The following is a 17,420-nucleotide window of genomic DNA, read 5'->3' as shown; positions in this document are numbered from 1 at the left end:
CGGCAGTTCTCTCTGCTTTTGCGGTCAAAATGTCACGGATGGCTTTCTTGATAATCACCATGCCGGGCATCCGTTCGGCCTTGATGTCATGGATCATCCTCTCCCGATCTTCCGGCGACGCCTGGTCGATCATCCGTTCGGCCTTTCCCCCAGGACACGCGCGCGCATCACCTCTTTGGTCCGCCCTCCTCGGGGCCGCATCCCAAGGTCCATGCCTAATGTCTCGGCCCTCCTCGAGGCCGCATTCCGAAAATCTATTCCAAACGTCGGGAGAGCAACCGTTGCAGTTGTCGGGAACGATCGTATACCCTTCGGCGAGCATGACTGGCCTGCCTCCCGGATCGCGGCGTGACACCGAAACAATTCCCGGAACGGGCCGATCCTGCCATGTACAAGGCCAAGAGGTCCGGCGGTCGGCAGATCGCCACCGTGTGATGGATCAGGAGAGGGCAGGTCAGCCAGGGACATGAATACCCCAGAAGAACATCCGTTGTTCGAAGAGTTCCGGCAGGCGCTGGAATCGTTTGATCGGACCCTGGCCGAGCGGTTGTTCGGACAGGCGCTCGCCATGGGTTCTCCGCTGGAGATGGTGGAAACGCTCATCGTGCCCGTTCTGGAGCGTATCGGCGGCGATTGGGAGAGCGGTCGCGTGGCCCTTTCCCAGATCTACATGAGTGGCCGGATCTGCGAGAGTCTGGTCAGCCGGGCCTTTCCGGTGGATGCCCCGGAGATGGACGAGTCCCAACCCAGGCGGGCGATCGTGGTGCTGCATGACTATCACCTGATGGGCAAGCGCATCGTGCATTCGATGCTGCGCGCCAGCGGCATCCGTCTGTTGGATTACGGACGCATGTCCGTCGAGGAGGTGGTGGAGCGGGTGATCGCCGACCGGTTGGACGAGTTGCTGGTTTCGGTGCTCATGTTGCCGTCCGCGCTCAAGGTGAAGGCGTTGCGTCACGCTCTGCGCGAGCGGGGTGTGCAGCCTCGGATTCTCGTGGGCGGCGCGCCGTTTCTGTTCGATCCGGAACTGTGGCGGGAGGTGGAGGCGGATGCCATGGGGCGGAGTGCCGCCGACGGGATCCGGGTGCTGCGTCGCTGGCAGAAGGGAGCGTTCGCGTCATGACTCCCATGCAGAGGGTGCAGACCACCCTGGCTTATCGGGAACCGGACCGGGTGCCCTGGTTCTTGTTGACCACCATGCACGGCGCCAGGGAACTGGGCCTGACCATTCGCGACTACTACGCACGCGCCGAACATGTGGTCGAGGGGCAGATGCGGCTGCTGGCCAGGTACGGGGGGGATTGTGTCACCCCGTTTTTCTATGCGTCGATGGAGATGGAGGCGTTTGGGGGTTCGACGCTTTTCGTGGACGACGGTCCACCCAACTCCGGTCCGCCGATCATCCGGGAGTTCGACGACATCGACCGGCTCGAACCGCCACGGGTTGCCGACTCTCCACCGTTGTTCCGCATGCTGGATGCCATCCGGGGACTCAAGGAGCGGTTGGGCGACCAGGTGCCCATCGCCGGATCGGTGATCTCGCCGTTCTCCCTGCCGGTGATGCAGATGGGATTCGACCGCTACGTGGAGTTGATCTACGAACATCCGGCCCGTTTTGAGCGGCTCATGGCGATCAACGAAGCCTTCTGCGCGGAGTGGGCCAACGCCCAGTTGCAGGCCGGAGCCACGGCCATCGGTTACGCGGATCCGGTGTCGTCCACCACCAACATTCCCCGCGAGATCTTTCTGAAGACCGGATTTCCGATCGCCCGTCGGATGCTCTCGCGGATTCAGGGGGCCACGTTGATCCATCTGGCGGCGGGTCGGGGGTTGCCGTTGGTCGATGATCTGGTGGCCACGGGGGCCGTGGGCGTGGGGGTGAGCGCCCTGGAGGATCTGGGCGACTGGAAGGCGGCATCAGCCGGACGACTCACCCTGGTCGGCAATCTGAATGGTGTGGCCATGCGTCGCTGGACGCCCGAGGATGCCGAGCGGGAGGTGAAGGAGGCGATTCGTCGCGCGGGCGTGGGGGGCGGTTTCGTGTTGTCCGACAACCACGGGGAGATCCCCTTCCAGGTTCCCGACGCGGTGCTGTTGGCCATTGGGGAGGCGGTGCGCCGCTGGGGACGTTATCCGTTGGATTGGTGCGATGCGTGAATTGCTGAGCGTTTTGTGCTGCCAGGCTTTCCATCCGGAACTGGAAGCCGCGGCGCGGGCCGAAGGGTGGGACGATGTTCGGGTGATCCCCTATCCGGTGCGGTGTGGCTGTCCGGCGGTGCGTTGGGAGGAGCTGTTGCCGCTGCTGCCGGCGGGCACGACGGGCGTCGCGGTGATGGGGCGGGCCTGTCTGAACGGGTTGGAACCCCTGGAAGGTTCGGAGCTGGTGACCTTGATCGAGCCGCAACAGGAGTGTTTCCATCTGGTCGCGGCGCCAACCCTGGTGAACGAGGCCATCACGCGGGGATCCTACCTGATGACCGCCTCGTGGCTGGCCGAATGGCCGGCGCATCTGGCGAAGTTGGGATTCGAACCCGATCAGGCGGGAGAGTTCTTTCGCGATTTCGCCTGTGAACTGCTGCTGCTCGACAGCGGGCAGTTGTCCGATGCCGGGGAGCGGTTGCAGTCCATGAGTCAGGCCGTGGGTCTGCCGGCGCGGCGGGAACGGGTGGGTCTGGACATCACGCGCCTTCTGCTGCGGTTGACCGTGAATCGGTTGCGTTGGGAGTTGGAGCGGCGTCGGGTGCGGCGCAAGGATCGGCGTCAGGCCCGCGAGGTGGCGGATCTGACCACGGCGATGGATCTGCTCGGACAGTTGGCCATGCTCCAGGATGAACCGGAGGCGGTGGCTGCGATCGAGGAGATGTTCCGGATGCTGTTCGCGCCTTCGGAGTTGTTTTTCGTCGGTTGGGCGGAGGGGGTATGGCAGGGGTTGGAAGCGCTCTCTCCCTCCTTGAGCGCGCAGGTTCGCGGGTTGCGCGAGGAGTGGGCCTGGACCGCGTCGGACACCGGATTCCTGTTGCGACTGGAGCGTTCCGGCCATCTCCAGGGGGTGTTCGTCGTCGAGGGGCTCTCTTTCCCGGCCTATCGGGAGGGGTATCTGGAGACCGCCCGTTCGCTGGCGGGCATTTGCACCCTGGTGATCGAGAATGCCCGCGCCCTGCGGCGGATCAAAAGGGCCGAAGCCGCCTTGCGTCGCGCCACCACCGAGCGGTTGCGGGAGAGCGAGATCCGTTTCGAGGCCACGTTCGAACAGGCCGCGGTCGGCATTGCCGTCGTTTCACCGGAAGGACGCTGGTTGCGGGTCAACCGCAAGTTGTGCCAGATCGTCGGCTATGCGCTCGAGGAGTTGATGCATCTGACTTGTCAGGAGATCACCCATCCGGATGATCTGGACAAGGATCTGGAGAATGTGCGGCGCATGCTGGCCGGAGAGATCGCCAACTACAGCATGGAGAAGCGCTATTTCCACAAAAACGGCGATGTGGTCTGGATCAACCTGACGGCATCCCTGGTTTGGCGCGCCTCCGGGGAACCGGATTATTTCATCGCGGTCATCGAGGAGATCCAGGCGCGCAAGGAGGCCGAATCCGCCCTGCGGGAGAGCGAGGCCCATCTGCGCGAGGCGCGGAGATTGGCGGGATTGGGGGATTGGAAATGGGATGTGCGCACCGGAACGCATGCCTGGTCGGAAGAGGTGTTTCATCTGCTGGGGCGTGATTCTTCCCGGTCGCCGGTGGGCTACCCGGAGGTGAGCGCCTTTTTCACGAGGGAGAGTTGGGAACCCCTGGCCGCTGCCGTGGAACAGACCCTGGCGCATGGGACGCCCTTTGGTCTCGATGCCGAGGTGGTGCCGGAAAACGGGGGCGGCACGCGCTGGGTGACGGCCCGTGGAGAGGTGATGCGCGATGCCGATGGCGCGGTGCGGATGCTGCGTGGCACCCTTCAGGATATCACCGAGCGCAAGCGGGCCGAAGAGGAGATCCGGACGCTCAACGTGGAGTTGGAGGCGCGGGTGATGCAGCGAACCGCGGAACTCGAAGCGCTCAACCAGGAGTTGAAGGAGTTCGCCTATGTGGCCAGTCACGATCTCCAGGAACCGCTGCGCACCATGAACAGCTACGCCGAGTTCTTGCGCGAGGATCTGGGCGAGGCGTTGATCCAGGGAGCCGTTGAGGAGGATTTGCGCTTCATCTCCGATGCGGCCAGGCGGATGCAGACCCTGGTTCAGGATCTGTTGGCCTATTCCCGTTCCGGGCGGCTGGAGGTGAAGGATCATCCGGTGGCGCTGGGAACCTGTCTGACGATGGTGCGCGAGAATCTGCAAACCAGTCTGGAGGAGTGCGCGGGAACGCTGACCTGGGGTGAACTGCCCACGGTCCGGGGAGAACGGTCGGCCCTGATCAGCGTGTTCCAGAATTTGCTGGGCAATGGTCTGAAGTTCCGTCGATCCGGGGTGTCGCCCGTGCTGCGCGTGGAGGCGGAGGCGGACGGGGAGGCGTGGCGGATCCGGGTTTCGGACAACGGGATCGGCATCGAGGAGAGATATCTGGAGCGCATCTTTCTGCCGTTCAAGCGGTTGCACGGCAGACAGGCCTATCCGGGCTCCGGTCTGGGGTTGGCCATCGTCAAGAAGATCGTCGAACGTCATGGCGGTGGCATTCGGGTCGAGTCCGAACCGGAGCGGGGCAGCGTTTTCACGGTGACTCTGCCGTGTTGGCATGACGATGGGAGCGTATCCTGAAAGGGGGCGCGCGAGATCGGACGGTGATGTCCGGGAAGATCGTTTGACAGGCGACAAGGGGAGCAGGGGGAGAGATGGTGTTTACGGATCAATCAGGCAGAAAGGCCGTCGTGCTGTTGGCCGAAGACAACGAACCGGATCGGCGCACGGTGGAGCGTGGTTTCGTCAAGGCCCGGCTGGCGGTGCGGTTGTTGATGGTCGAGGATGGGGAGGCGTGTCTGGATTATCTGTTCAAACAGGGCCGGTACGCGGATTGTCAGGATTGTCCGCGTCCGGATCTGTTGCTGCTGGATCTGAACATGCCGAAACTGGATGGCCTGGAGGTGTTGCGACGCATTCGCGCGGATGGCGACCTGCGCTCTCTGCCGGTGGTGATGCTGACCACCTCGGACGACGAACCGGTCGTGGTTGACGCCTACGCCAGAGGTGTCAATGCCTTCATCACCAAGCCGGTCGATCCGGGACGGTTTCTCGACGTGGTACGCAAGCTGGGCGAGTTCTGGTTCGAGTTGGTGGTCACGCCATCCGGCGTCGTTGAGGGGAAGGCGCCATGAATTCGATCATCAAGGTGTTGATCGTTGACGACAATCCCGCGGACCGTCGGCGCGTGCAGCGCTGGATGGAACGGCTGTCCGGCTGGCGTTTCGAGATCCGCGAGAGCGCTGGGATCGAAGCGGCGCACGAGACGTTGAGCGATTTCACGCCCGATATCGTCTTCGTGGACTACCAGTTGGGCGCGGGCACCGGACTCGATCTGGTGCGCGGCGTTTCCGAAGAGGTGCGCAATGACAGCGATTTCATTCTCCTGACCGGTCAGGGGGACGAGGAGGTGGTGGTTCAGGCGTTGCGGGCCGGCGTGGTGGATTATCTGACCAAGGATACCTTGTCGCTCGATCTGTTGGAACACACCATTCGTTCGGCCTTGCAACGCATACAGGACCGACGCGCCTTGCGTCATCGGGACGCGATTCTCACCGCCATCACGCTGGCCGCGGAGATCCTGCTCAAATCCGAGGATTGGCGTGATGGCATGTCGGCCCTGCTGGCCGCCCTGGGCACGGCTGCGAACGTGCGGCGGGCGGGGGTGTTCCAGCTTCGGAACCGTGCCGGCACCGATGACGAACCGGTTGCCGGACTGTTGTTCGAGTGGGTGAAGGATCTCCCGGGCCAGGACTCCCCGGAGCTGTCGCATCCGGATCTGCATTTCCAGGAGATGCTCTCCCCGTCCGAATCGCGGGATCTGCTGGCCGGAAAAGCCGTTGTTCTGGCCGCCGGATCGTGTGTCGGTGGTGAAAGGGATCGCCTGATCGCGCTTGGACTTCACACCACGCTGTTGATTCCGATTTTTCTGGCTGGATCCTTGTGGGGCGTGTTGCGTTTCGATGAACGTCGCCCGGAACGTATCTGGTCCGCGCTGGAACTCGATGCCCTGCAATCGGCGGCCAGCATCCTGGGAGCCGTTTTGCGGAGGGAACGTCTGGAGGAGTCGATGCGGCTCCAGGCCACGGCGCTGGAGATGGCCGCGAACGCGATCTTCATAACCGACGCGGAAGGGTGTTTTCTCTGGGCCAATGATGCCTTCTTCCGCATCACGGGCTACTCCTCCGAGGAGATCCTGGGCGGAACGCCGCGCATCCTCAAGTCCGGACGGCATGATGACGCGTTCTACAGTCAGTTGTGGAACACGATTCGGGATGGTCAGGTGTGGCGGGGCGAGATGGTGGATCGTCACAAGGATGGTCGTCTCTATTTTCAGGAGACCACCATTTCACCGGTTCGGGACCGTGCCGACAGGGTGAGCCGTTTCGTTTCGGTTCAGCAGGATCTGACGTTGCGCAAGGAGGTCGAGGAGCGGTTGCGCACCCAGGCCGAATACGATCCTCTGACCGGCCTGCCCAACCGACGTTTGTTCGAGGATCGCCTGATACAGGCGCTGGCCCTGGCAGAGCGAAGCGGAACCTACATGGTCCTGATGTTCGTCGATCTGGATCGGTTCAAGGCGGTCAACGATACCTTGGGACACGATGCGGGAGACGCGTTGTTGAAGGAGGCGGCGAATCGGATCGCGTCGTGTGTGAGGCGTTCGGATACCGTGGCCCGGTTGGGCGGGGATGAATTCACCGTGATTCTCCACAATGTCGTGCATCCGAGACTCGCGGACCTGGTGGCTCTCAAGATACTCGAACAGCTGGAACGCCCTTTTTTCCCGACCGGTCGGGAGGCGCATATTTCCGGAAGCATCGGCATCGCGATCTTTCCGGACGATGCCCGGGAAATGGAGACTCTCGTCAAGTGCGCGGATGAGGCGATGTATCGCTCGAAGAAAGCGGGGCGTGCCACGTTCCATTTCCACGATCCGGCCATGGTCCCGGATCCGGCGGTTGCGGGATAGGCCCGGAACCGGGAGATCTCCGGCGGGGTTCGCGACTTTTCCACCGGTGCAAGGAGTCGGCGGGGGATCAAGGGGCTTCGTCAACCCGGCGGTCCGTTTTCACGGGGGGAGCGGTCGGATAGCCAGCGGGAGAGGAGTTCGATCAGATCGTCGTTGCGAATCGGTTTGCACAACACATCGTCCATGCCGGCATCGAGACACGCCTGTCGATCTTCGGGCATCGCGAACGCGGTCATCGCCATCACCGGAAGGGGCGGTCGTCCGTTCTCCCGCTCCTGCTGTCGCAGGATTCGCACGGCGCTCAGACCATCCATTTCGGGCATCTGAACATCCGACAGCACCAGCGCGTATGTCTTGACGGCGATCATGTCCAGCGCCTCGCGTCCATTGCCGGCCAGATCCGGTCGCACGCCCAATTTCTTGAGCATTTTCAAGATCACCAGTTGATTGAGCAGATCGTCTTCCACCACCAGGACCGGCAGTCCCTTGAGCCGTTTGATGAGCCTCGAGGAGACCGTGTCCGTTGCGCCGGGCAGCGCTCCCAACCGGGACTCCTCGCGGAGCGGATGCAGGCCGTGGCGGAACGGAACGCCTTCGGTTGCGGGAATGGGAATGGTGAAATAAAAAACGCTCCCTTCGCCAGGTGAACTCTCGGCCCAGATGTTGCCGCGCATGATCTCCACCAGCCGTTTGCTGATGGCGAGTCCCAGACCCGTGCCACCGAATTTGCGGTAAATGGAGTCGTCCGCCTGGACGAAGAGTCCGAAAATCTCCCCGAGTTTTTCGGCGGGGATGCCGATTCCCGTATCGGCGACCGAAAACATCAACCAGGATCCCTGTTGATTGAAATCGTGCTCCACGGAGACCCGAATCCAACCGCGTTCCGTGAACTTGATGGCATTGCCCACCAGATTGATCAGCACCTGACGAACGCGCCGATAGTCCCCCTTCACCGCGTTCTGCACGCTTGTCCCAACCTCGCAGATCAGGCGCAACCCCTTTTGTCGTTCAGCCGGGATCCGCATGATGTTGCATACGCCGTCCAGCAGCGCGCGCGGGGAGAACTCCTCCTCATCCACGCGCATTTCGCCGGATTCGATCTTGGCCAGATCGAGTATGTCGTTGATCAGGGTGAGGAGCGCATGGCCCGAATCCTTGATGATCGCCATCGCCTGGGCCTGTTCCTCGGGCAGTTGCTCCATGCTCATCAGATCCGCCATGCCGATGATGGCATTCATGGGCGTGCGAATTTCGTGACTCATCGTGGCCAGAAAACGGCTTTTGGCCAGATTGGCCTTTTCCGCGTTCAGCTTGGCGCGACGCAACTCCTCTTCCACCAGTTTGCGTTCGGTGATGTCGCGCATCGAGGCCAGCCAACACGGATCTCCCTCCCAGAGAATCCGGCTCACCCGCATCTCCACCACCCGCCGTTCCGTTCGGCCCGCCGGCACCACGTCCAGCTCCGTGGTTTGATTGTCTCCCACGATGGGAAACCCGAATTCGTCGCCGACGCACAAGGCCGGACCGCCGAGGATCTGTTCCATGGCCCGGTTGAGAAAACGGATCATGCCATCCTGGTCCACGATCAGAATGCCGTCCGCGACATTTTCCACCAGATGCCGGAAACTCGAGTGGCTCTCCACCAGACGGATCTGGGTGCGGTGGCGCGCGATGGCATACCGGACCGAACGGGAGAGAAAATCGCCGGGGGCGATTTGCAGCGCGGTTTTGACCAGGAAATCCTGAGCGCCGCGTCGGACGCCCTCCAGGGCGAACTCCTTGTCATCCAGGTTGGTCAGGATCACCACCGGCAGGCGGGGTTGTGCGATGCGGATCGCGTGCAGGGTATCCAGCCCCTGACTGTCCGGAAGATTCAGATCCAGCAGCACCAGATCGAAATCGTGTTGATCCAGGGCCAGCAGGCCATCGCGCAGGGTGTCGGCCAGCGTGACCCGATAGGGGAGGGGATCGCTCTCTTCGAGAAGCTCCCGGATCAGCAGGGCCTCGGCGGGGTGATCCTCGATCAGCAGGATGGCAATCGAAGGGGACGGCATGGCGCTCATCTCGTCTGGTTTTGTCTTTTGGCGGTTTTGACCTGATACATGGCGGCATCGGCCTCGAGGATCAGTTGTTCCAGGTTGCATCCGGCCTGACAATTCACCTCGACATGGCCGATGCTGAACGAGAGTTTGAACGGGCGACCGGGCTGGGCATTCAGACGGGCAAGTTCGGTTTCCAGGCGGGTGAGGATGGAGTCCGCGGGAGCGTGATCGCTTTTCATGCGGAGCGAGAGCGCCAGAAATTCGTCGCCACCCAGACGGGCCAGGATATCGGACTTCCGGAACGCCCGGCGCATGACGCCCGCGGTTTCCACCAGCGCCTGATCTCCGAACTTGTGGCCCAGGCGGTCATTGATCCCTTTCATGCCGTCCAGATCGATGAAGAACATCAGAAAGCGGGTATGGGTGCGTTCGGAAACGGACAACTCCTGGGAGGAGAGCAGAAAGAATCCCCGTCTGTTGTTGAGTCCGGTCAGTTCGTCTTCCATGGAGAGTTGACGCAACTGATCCCGCAACTGGACATTTTCGGTCACATCCCGCAAGGAGACCAGCAGGGAATCCCGTTCCTGCCAGCGGGAGATGACCGTGCGCATTTCGACGATTCCGACCTGTCCGTCGGCACGCACCACATCCAGTTCGGTAACGCTGTCGGAGCCGACGGGAAAACCGAACGGCAGGCCGATCATGGCGTTTGCCTCCCGGTTCAACATGTTCGTGGCTGCCTGATTGACAAAGACCACGCGTCCCTCTTCGTCCAGGATCAGGATGCCATCCACGCTTTTATCCACGATGGACTGGAAGCCATCCTTGCTGGCGCGCAGCGCGGCCTGAAGGTTGAGTTGGGTGGAGATGTCCTGCGCGGAGCAGACGTATCCCGCCAGGGAGCCATCCTGGGTGCGCAGCGCGGAGACGGAAAGAATCACCGGGATCTTGCGGCCCTTTCCGGAGAGCAGCCACCCCTCCTGATCACGGATCGCGCCTTGATGGGTGATCGTCAGCATGCACGCCTCGACCCACAGTCTGCCTTCCGCCAGAAGGTGCCACACCTCCGTGCCGAGCAGTTCTTCCGGGGGTCGTTCCAGAAGCGTGCAGGCGGCCTGATTGGCTTTGCTGACCTTTCCTTCGGGGCTGCTCACGATGACCGGGTTGACCATGACGTCCAGGATCTCTTGCAGATGATCCCGTGCGGCGATGGCCTGTGCCATGGTGGTTACAAGGTTGGTCAATTGACCTGCGTCGATCGACGCCAACTTGTCCTGATCGTTCATGTTTTCAGTGGATCGTTTCGGGTGTTCGACAGCGTGCCGATGCGTTTCCGGATGGGTGGGGGCCGTACTTTGAGAAGGGTCGGAGTGGCTGGAATTGTTTCGTCGTCCGCATCGTTCCGCGTCGGAAGTCGGGGTTTTCCGTTCTGGAACGGTGGGGATCCCCATGTCAGAGGGCGTCGCCGTTTTTGGGGGGGAGTTTCACCACCGAGAACCAGAAGTTCTCCACGGACTTGACAACCGCGAAGAACTGATTCAGATCCACGGGTTTGGTGATGTAGCAGTTGGCGTGGAGCTGATAGGTGCGCAGGATGTCCTCGTCGGCGCGGGAGGTGGTGAGCACCACCACGGGGATGGCTTTCAGTTCTGGATCCCCCTTGATCTCCTCGAGCACCTCCCGGCCATCCCGGCGCGGGAGATTCAGATCGAGCAGCACCACATCAGGCCGGACGGCATGGGCGAAACGCCCCTTTCGGCGCAGAAAGTCCAGGGCCTCCTCGCCGTCCTCGACGACGTAGAGGCGATTGAGCAGCTTGGAGTCGGCCAGCGCCTCGCGGGTGAGTTCCACATCGCCTGGGCTGTCCTCGACCAGCAGGATTTCGACGGGTTTGGCATGTTCCGGGTCCATCAGGGCATCTCCCTTGTCTGACAAGGCGTTTTCGATCTGGATCCGGCGGTTGCGGGGGCTTGCATGGGCACGCATGGGGGGCAGGGTGCATGGCAAGAAACCGGAGTTGCCTTGCCGGCCATGAGGCCTTGTTCCGATTGTCCGGATGGATCACGAGGTTGTTACCGTGGCACTCCCGAAGGGAGGTCCATGGGGGGGTGAGGGGGGTCTCCTCCCATCATGCACGTTATCAGGTGTTCGCCCGCAACTGCCGGATCCAGGGTCGTTGTCTGGTTCACGGGCGAAAGCAGCCGGGTCGTTGCTGAATTTGATCTGGTCTTGTTGACCATGGAACTCCCGTCAGGGAGGTCCATGGTCGGGGTGTGAGGGGTTCTCCTCCCATCATGCCAGTTGCCGTGGCACTCCCGCCGGGAAGGTCTTCGGTCGGGGGGTGAGGAGGTTCCCCCCAGCAGGTCTCAATATTTCTGACACATCATTAACACATCATGCGCCATCTGTCCACGGGTTTGAGGATCAGGTTCCGGAACTCGGGAGGGTGAAGCGGAACGTGCTGCCTCGACCCGGTGTGGACTCCACCCGGATCTGCCCGCCATGCAGCTCCACGATCCGTCTGCACAGGGCCAGTCCGATGCCGGTTCCCTCATAACGTGCCCTGGAGTGCAATTTCTGGAAGATCAGGAAGATCCGCTCTTGATGCCTGGGTTCGATGCCGATGCCGTTATCCGCGATCGAGATCTCCCAGAGCCCCGTTTTCCGGGTGGCGCCCAGATGGATGCGGGGGGGATCCTCGCCGCGAAATTTCAAGGCATTGCCGAGCAGATTCTGCAACAACTGTCCCATCAGCATCGGATCGGCCCGCAACTTCGGAAGCGGATCGTGGCTGACGACCGCTGCGGTGTCGTGGAGGATCGTTTCCAGATGTTGCAAGGCTTGTGCCAGCACTTCGTTCAGATCGATCTCGACCTGTTCGCGGGGGGTGTTGGCCACCCGCGCGTAACCGAGCAGATTCTGGATCAGGCTCTGCATGTGGTTTACGCCGTCGATGGCGCTGGCGATGTATTTGTCCGCCTGGTCATCCAACCGGCCCCGGTAGCGCTTTTCCAGCAGCTGCACAAAACCGGCGATCAACCGCAACGGTTCCTGCAGGTCATGGCTGGCCACATAGGCAAACTGCTGTAAATCCAGGTTGGAGCGGTTCAGTTCGCGGGTACGCTCTTCGACCCGCTGTTCCAGTTCCAGGTTCAGGGCCTGTTGTCGTTGTTCCAGGCGGATGCGCTCGGTTACATCCCGAAAGATACCCAGAATCACCTGTTGATCGCCCAGATCCGTCACCGCGGCGCGAATCTCCACCGGCACCTCGGAGCCATCCTGGCGAACCACGAGGATACCGGTCACCAGTCCGCTTCCTTCGCGGATCTGTGACTGGAACAGTTTGGCGTAATGTTCCCGTTCCCGTTCGGGGTGCAGTTCGGTCTGATGCATGCCGATCAGATCCGTGACCGGGCGGCCCATCAGCTCTCCGGCCATCGGATTGGCGTCGAGGACGATCCCGGTTTTGGCATCGGCGATGAAAATGGCATCGTTGGCCGACTCGATGAGCAGACGGTAACGCCGCTCGGAGAGGATCAGGGCATCCAGGGCCGCTCGTGACGCGGTGACATCCCTGGCCAGCAGCAGGAAGCCGTTCAATTCGCCGGCATGATTGATGATTTTCGACAAGACCGCTTCCAGTCGGCAATCATGCCCCTCGACCTGCAAGCAGATCTCGAGGGGATAGTCCTGGTTTTCCGTTCCCGCGAGGAGGGCCTGGCACAGATCGTCGCCGCGCAAGGCCGGATGCAGGGATCCCAACGTTTCCCCCAGGGTGCGGGTGGCGTCGTGACCGAACAGATGTTCCGCCTCGGGATTGAAATAGAGGATGCGTTGTTTCAAGTCCGTGGCCACGATGGCCAGATCCGCGGCGCGCAGAATGCTGTCGAGCTGTGCCGTGGTCTCCTGCATGGCGACCTGGACACGCAGCAGTGCCTGGCGGCTTTCACGCAGGGCCGAGGTTTCGGTGAGTTGCCGCACCATCGGTTTGCCGATCCGGTAGAACAGCGCCGTTCCGGCGATGATCACCAGCAAGCCGATGACGCCAACCAGGAATCCCGCCCGGATGAACGGGCGTCGCAGTTCGTCAAGATCGATCTTGGCCACGACGCCCATGTTCAGAACGGCCACCGGTTCGTGCGCCGCCAATACCGGTGCGCCCCGGTAGTCGAGCCCGACCATGACCCCGGACTCGCCCTGCAACGCCCGACGCATCGGCTCGGCGAGTCCGGAGTTCCTGGGGACCGGCAAGGGTTCATCCTGGTTGGAATGACGATGACGCAGCACGAAAACGATGTCGTCTCCCTCCTGCCGCCCCATGGTGAATTCGCCGCTCTCCCCGAACCCCTTGAAGTGACGATGGGCTTCGCGCACCTGTTCCATGACCAGCGTTTCGAGCATGGCCGACGTCAACGGGATGTCATGGTCCGCGATATGGGTCTGCTCGTTGCGGGCGATCGCTTCGATCAGACGCGCATAGCTCTCCACGGTCTGTTTCAGACGCTGCCCATTTTCGGTGAAGGCGGTGTCGTAGAGAATGACGATGGCGATTCCGCTCATGATCAGCCCCACTGCGGCCATCAGCCCTATCAGCAGCAGCATGCGCGCGGTTTCGGGAATTTTGATCGGAGCGATCATGATGGGATTATCTGGCGTCCTTATCCGGCAAGGAAAAACAGAGCGTGGCGCCCGGTGATTGTCCGGATTCCACCCAAATGCGACCGCCATGCCGTTCCAGGATCCGTTTGCCGAGGGTCAGACCGATCCCGATGCCGGGATGGCGACCGTGGGGGTGGAGTCTCTGGAAGACCACGAACACCCGTTCGGCGAAGCGATCGGGAATGCCGAGGCCGTTGTCCCGCACCGAGACGACCCAGCTCTTGTCCCGGTGTTCGGCGCGGATTCGGATCTCCGGGGTGGGCTCGCCCCGGAAGCGGAGTGCGTTGCCGACCAGATTCCGGAACAGTTGAACCATCTGGATCGGGTCCGCCTGGACGGTGGGCAAGGGTTCGCGGAGGATGCTGGCACCGGTTTCGCGCAGTTCGGCGCGCAACTGGAGGAGCGCTTGATCCAGGGACTCGTCCAGGCTGGTGGTCACGAACGCCCCCCCGCGGGAATCGACTCGGGAGAGTTCCGTGAGGCCCTGGAGCATGGCCTGCATCCGACCGACCTCGGCGGTGATGGTGTTGATGTAGCTGTCGGCCTTGCTGTCCAGGGTGCCGCGATAGCGGTTCTGCAACAGTTGGGCGAAACCGGCCACCAGACGCAACGGCTCCTGGAGATCATGGGAGGCGGCATGGACGAACTGCCGCAGGTCTTGGCGGATTTGCTCCAGCTCCTGGTCGCGCCGCGGGCGTGGATCGTCCGGCTCAGGCACCGCGCGGGGCGATGGTTCGAATGGTTCGAGAAGATTCCCCTCCGCCCCGGTGATCGGCTCCGGCATGGTTTCCATCGTGTCCCCCGGAAGTAAACGTGCATGATGGGGGGAGAACTCCCTCACCCCCCTTGCCATGGACCACCCTTCGGGCGTTCCATGGCAAGGCATTCCATTTTTATGGGGTCATTCTGTTCCCTTTGGGCGGGCGAGGCAAGGCTCAAGTCACGCGGGAGGAGGATATCCTGGCCCGATCCGGAATTCACCAATCGGCCTGGAAGAATTGATAATTAAAGTCATGATGTGTCGATGGTCAGAATTGAGCTGAATGGGTGTGTTGCTGAACAAATTTGCCAGATCTTGTTGAAACTCCCAGGCATGGTTCGGTAATTGTGGATTGATTTTATCGGTGTTGTTGACAGTTGTTCTTTTGGTTCTGCTGTTGAATGGGATAGTATACGCTTAAATGTTTGATTATTTTTATTGTTGCATGTTCATGATGGAGACTGCGACAGTATGAATCGTTGTTCGTAACGTGCATGATGGGGGGATCCTCCGTATCATGGCCTTTTCTTTGGGAATTTCAGGGTAAATTCTTGGAGATCAACCATGAATCCCAATCACTCTGGTGAGATGTATCTGCTCGGCGGATATCCGCACGGACAGCCGTTCGGTTCTGCAACACCTGGTAAACCGATCTTCAAGGCTTTCAGCGGTGCCATGATCGAGCGCTGAGCGGGGATCATGCCGGCCATGCCGAGGCGCTGGCCCAGGCGCTGAATCGGGCTGGCAGGTTCGACAAGGCGGCGGTCATGCAACAGGCCGCGGGCACGGCAGGGCGTTATGCGCAGAGTCGTTTCGAAAAGGCATTGGCCGCCTGACGGTGGTTTTCGGCGACCGCGGGCCTGCCTGTCAACGGGAGAGGCAGGAGCTGGAACGGATGGAAGCGCGGGCATGACGACCCGACGAACTCCGCCGCGTGATCCGCGTGGAGGAGTCGCAGGCGCGCCTCTCGCCGACCTTGCTAAGGGATGGAACTCCCCACGGACCGCTCCCAGATCGCGATGTCACCCGTCACCAGCGTGAACAGGGGGTGGGGTTCGGGCCTGGAAAGCGTCAGCAGCATGGCATGATGGGCGGGACTGCGCAGGGCGGTCTTGCCGAGCAGGTGGCGCCACTCATGGAGCAGTTGCCCGCTGGTCGCCTCGATGCGGCCACTCCAGGGCATCGCCGCGATGCGGTCGGCATCGAATCGGTAGCCCCGCCGGGTCGCCTCCCGATGCACCTCCCACAAATAGGAGGATACCGCGCCAACCGGCTCATCCTGTTCCCGAAAACGCCACAGTTGCGGATGGCGGGCATAGCCGCGCGTCAGCCCCTGGAGCACCTTCTGGGCCAGCAGGGTCTCTCGCCACAGGGCCACCAATCCTTGCGGGTCGAGATGGCGGGGGTGCAGGGTCCAGATGCGCATGGGTCGACTCGGCAGAGGATCATCGGGCAGAACGCGGGATGCCATGCGTGGCATCCCGCGTCGCGGGTGGATCGATGGACTCCCGCATCATGGACCTCCCGAAGGGAGGTCCATGATGCGGGGGGTGAGGGGACTCACCCCATCACAAGTTACATCCGATATTGCTGCAACCAGTGGGCATACGGAGCGGGCAGCACCCAGGCCGGACGCTCCACATTCAATGCCTGGGCCAGCCGGTACGGGTAGTGGGGATCGGCCAGGATGGCGCGACCGATCATCACCAGATCCATCGCCTCCTCCGCGATCACCCGTTCGGCCACTTCGGGGGCATGGATGCCCCAGGATGAGGCCACCGGGATTCCGGTGGCCTGGCGCACCTTTTTGGCATACGGGGCCAGAAATGCCGGTCCCCAGGGGATGTTGGCCGTCAGGGTGGAAAAACCGACGCTGATGTTGAGCAGATCCAGTCCGCGTTCCCGGAAGGCCTGGGTCAGGGCGATGGACTCGGCCAGCCCCTCTTCGTCGCGACCATCGAATTCGATCACTCCGAAACGGGCGGTCAAGGGCAGGTTTTCCGGCCATGCCGCGCGTACCGCCTCCAGGGTTTCGAGCAGAAAGCGGCTGCGTCCCGCGAAATCTCCGCCATAGCCATCGGTGCGCTGGTTGGCATGCACCGAAAAGAAGCTCTGCCCCAGATAGCCGTGGGCGAAATGCAACTCCAGCCACTCAAAACCAGCGGCTCGGGCCCGTTGGGCTGCGGCCACGAAATCGGCGCGCACCCGGTCGATATCTTCCAGGGTCATGGCGCGCGGCATGCGCGACAGATGGGCACCAAAGGGGACCGCCGAGGGGGAGATCGTCTGCCAGCCGCGCGGGTCCCCTTCGGGAATGTGGTCATCCCCTTCCCACGGACGGTTGGCGCTGGCCTTGCGTCCGGCATGACCGATCTGGATACCGGGCACTGCGCCACCCGCCTGGATGGCGCGGGCGACCCGGGCGAGTCCCTCGATCTGCCGGTCATCCCACAACCCCAGACAGGCGGGGCTGATGCGCCCTTCCGGCGCGACCGCCGTGGCCTCGACGATCACCAGACCGGCTCCGCCCCGCGCCATGCCGGCGTAATGGGCCCAATGCCAGTCGTTGCTCAGGCCGTCGGTGGCACTGTACTGGCACATGGGCGGAACCGCGATGCGGTTGCGCAACGTCACATCCTTGAGACGAAACGGGGAGAAGAGTGTGGACATGGGGATTTCCTTTTCCATGGTTAAAGAGTCGCACCAGGCGGAGTTCTGATTGAATGGGCCTGAGATCTTGGACCATCTCGGCATGGCTGAAAAGATGGTTTGTATCCTGAATCCAGATCAGACAACCGATACTCCCCAGCATGACAGGCTGTGATG

Annotated in this window: 13 protein-coding genes; 6 read left to right on the top strand and 7 right to left on the bottom strand. The window is 62.0% G+C overall.

The genetic code is table 11. The features are described from left to right. The first annotated feature begins 466 nt into the window (after positions 1-466). From ACV4UY_RS04465 to ACV4UY_RS04445, 5 genes are all read left to right on the top strand, one after another. A complete protein-coding gene (locus ACV4UY_RS04465; RefSeq protein WP_491606446.1) occupies positions 467-1,123 on the top strand; it encodes a cobalamin B12-binding domain-containing protein in 657 nt (218 codons plus the stop codon). Continuing rightward, positions 1,120-2,157 (top strand): uroporphyrinogen decarboxylase family protein, encoded by a 1,038-nt coding sequence (locus tag ACV4UY_RS04460; RefSeq protein WP_491606445.1) that lies wholly within the window; start codon positions 1,120-1,122, stop codon positions 2,155-2,157. The genes ACV4UY_RS04465 and ACV4UY_RS04460 overlap by 4 nt, the downstream gene beginning before the upstream one ends. Continuing rightward, positions 2,150-4,741, top strand: coding sequence for a sensor histidine kinase (locus ACV4UY_RS04455; RefSeq protein ID WP_491606444.1), 2,592 nt, complete (start codon positions 2,150-2,152; stop codon positions 4,739-4,741). The genes ACV4UY_RS04460 and ACV4UY_RS04455 overlap by 8 nt, the downstream gene beginning before the upstream one ends. 110 nt (positions 4,742-4,851) lie before the next feature. Then, positions 4,852-5,295 carry a response regulator gene (locus ACV4UY_RS04450; RefSeq protein WP_491606443.1) on the top strand — a complete coding sequence of 148 codons (444 nt, stop codon included), beginning with the start codon at positions 4,852-4,854 and terminating at the stop codon, positions 5,293-5,295. Beyond that, the gene (locus ACV4UY_RS04445; protein WP_491606442.1) at positions 5,292-7,133 is read left to right on the top strand and encodes a two-component system response regulator; all 1,842 of its coding nucleotides are present in this window, start codon (positions 5,292-5,294) and stop codon (positions 7,131-7,133) included. The genes ACV4UY_RS04450 and ACV4UY_RS04445 overlap by 4 nt, the downstream gene beginning before the upstream one ends. Before the next feature lie 80 nt (positions 7,134-7,213). Here the strand turns inward: ACV4UY_RS04445 and ACV4UY_RS04440 are convergent, their stop codons facing one another. From ACV4UY_RS04440 to ACV4UY_RS04420, 5 genes are all read right to left on the bottom strand, one after another. After that, positions 7,214-9,187 carry a response regulator gene (locus ACV4UY_RS04440; protein ID WP_491606441.1) on the bottom strand — a complete coding sequence of 658 codons (1,974 nt, stop codon included), beginning with the start codon at positions 9,185-9,187 and terminating at the stop codon, positions 7,214-7,216. A gap of 5 nt (positions 9,188-9,192) precedes the next feature. Further along, entirely contained in the window at positions 9,193-10,461 is a 1,269-nt protein-coding gene (locus ACV4UY_RS04435) for a sensor domain-containing diguanylate cyclase (RefSeq protein ID WP_491606440.1), read from the bottom strand. 166 nt (positions 10,462-10,627) lie between these two features. Continuing rightward, the gene (locus ACV4UY_RS04430) at positions 10,628-11,086 is read right to left on the bottom strand and encodes a response regulator (RefSeq protein WP_420905802.1); all 459 of its coding nucleotides are present in this window, start codon (positions 11,084-11,086) and stop codon (positions 10,628-10,630) included. A gap of 513 nt (positions 11,087-11,599) precedes the next feature. Then, positions 11,600-13,813 carry a sensor histidine kinase gene (locus ACV4UY_RS04425; protein ID WP_491606439.1) on the bottom strand — a complete coding sequence of 738 codons (2,214 nt, stop codon included), beginning with the start codon at positions 13,811-13,813 and terminating at the stop codon, positions 11,600-11,602. Positions 13,814-13,820: 7 nt separating this feature from the next. Then, the gene (locus tag ACV4UY_RS04420; RefSeq protein WP_491606438.1) at positions 13,821-14,618 is read right to left on the bottom strand and encodes a sensor histidine kinase; all 798 of its coding nucleotides are present in this window, start codon (positions 14,616-14,618) and stop codon (positions 13,821-13,823) included. Positions 14,619-15,158: 540 nt separating this feature from the next. Between ACV4UY_RS04420 and ACV4UY_RS04415 the strand changes: the two genes are divergently transcribed. Beyond that, on the top strand, positions 15,159-15,284 hold the full coding sequence (locus ACV4UY_RS04415; RefSeq protein ID WP_491606437.1) for a hypothetical protein: 126 nt from the start codon (positions 15,159-15,161) through the stop codon (positions 15,282-15,284). 289 nt (positions 15,285-15,573) lie between these two features. Here ACV4UY_RS04415 and ACV4UY_RS04410 read toward each other — a convergent pair whose 3' ends face one another. Beyond that, entirely contained in the window at positions 15,574-16,065 is a 492-nt protein-coding gene (locus ACV4UY_RS04410; RefSeq protein WP_491606436.1) for a pyrimidine dimer DNA glycosylase/endonuclease V, read from the bottom strand. A gap of 104 nt (positions 16,066-16,169) precedes the next feature. Further along, on the bottom strand, positions 16,170-17,264 hold the full coding sequence (locus ACV4UY_RS04405) for an NADH:flavin oxidoreductase/NADH oxidase (RefSeq protein ID WP_491606435.1): 1,095 nt from the start codon (positions 17,262-17,264) through the stop codon (positions 16,170-16,172). Positions 17,265-17,420 lie beyond the last annotated feature (156 nt).

This window comes from Candidatus Magnetaquiglobus sp. (assembly GCF_058402785.1).
This window is presented reverse-complemented; position numbering and strand designations above follow the sequence as displayed.

Bases quoted from the DNA above. Each gene is read 5' to 3' on its own strand.
- ACV4UY_RS04465 (WP_491606446.1), top strand. From the start codon at position 467: ATGAATACCCCAGAAGAACATCCGTTGTTCGAAGAGTTCCGGCAGGCG.
- ACV4UY_RS04460 (WP_491606445.1), top strand. From the start codon at position 1,120: ATGACTCCCATGCAGAGGGTGCAGACCACCCTGGCTTATCGGGAACCG.
- ACV4UY_RS04455 (WP_491606444.1), top strand. From the start codon at position 2,150: ATGCGTGAATTGCTGAGCGTTTTGTGCTGCCAGGCTTTCCATCCGGAA.
- ACV4UY_RS04445 (WP_491606442.1), top strand. From the start codon at position 5,292: ATGAATTCGATCATCAAGGTGTTGATCGTTGACGACAATCCCGCGGAC.
- ACV4UY_RS04440 (WP_491606441.1), bottom strand. From the start codon at position 9,187: ATGCCGTCCCCTTCGATTGCCATCCTGCTGATCGAGGATCACCCCGCC.
- ACV4UY_RS04435 (WP_491606440.1), bottom strand. From the start codon at position 10,461: ATGAACGATCAGGACAAGTTGGCGTCGATCGACGCAGGTCAATTGACC.
- ACV4UY_RS04430 (WP_420905802.1), bottom strand. From the start codon at position 11,086: ATGGACCCGGAACATGCCAAACCCGTCGAAATCCTGCTGGTCGAGGAC.
- ACV4UY_RS04425 (WP_491606439.1), bottom strand. From the start codon at position 13,813: ATGATCGCTCCGATCAAAATTCCCGAAACCGCGCGCATGCTGCTGCTG.
- ACV4UY_RS04420 (WP_491606438.1), bottom strand. From the start codon at position 14,618: ATGCCGGAGCCGATCACCGGGGCGGAGGGGAATCTTCTCGAACCATTC.
- ACV4UY_RS04415 (WP_491606437.1), top strand. From the start codon at position 15,159: ATGAATCCCAATCACTCTGGTGAGATGTATCTGCTCGGCGGATATCCG.
- ACV4UY_RS04410 (WP_491606436.1), bottom strand. From the start codon at position 16,065: ATGGCATCCCGCGTTCTGCCCGATGATCCTCTGCCGAGTCGACCCATG.
- ACV4UY_RS04405 (WP_491606435.1), bottom strand. From the start codon at position 17,264: ATGTCCACACTCTTCTCCCCGTTTCGTCTCAAGGATGTGACGTTGCGC.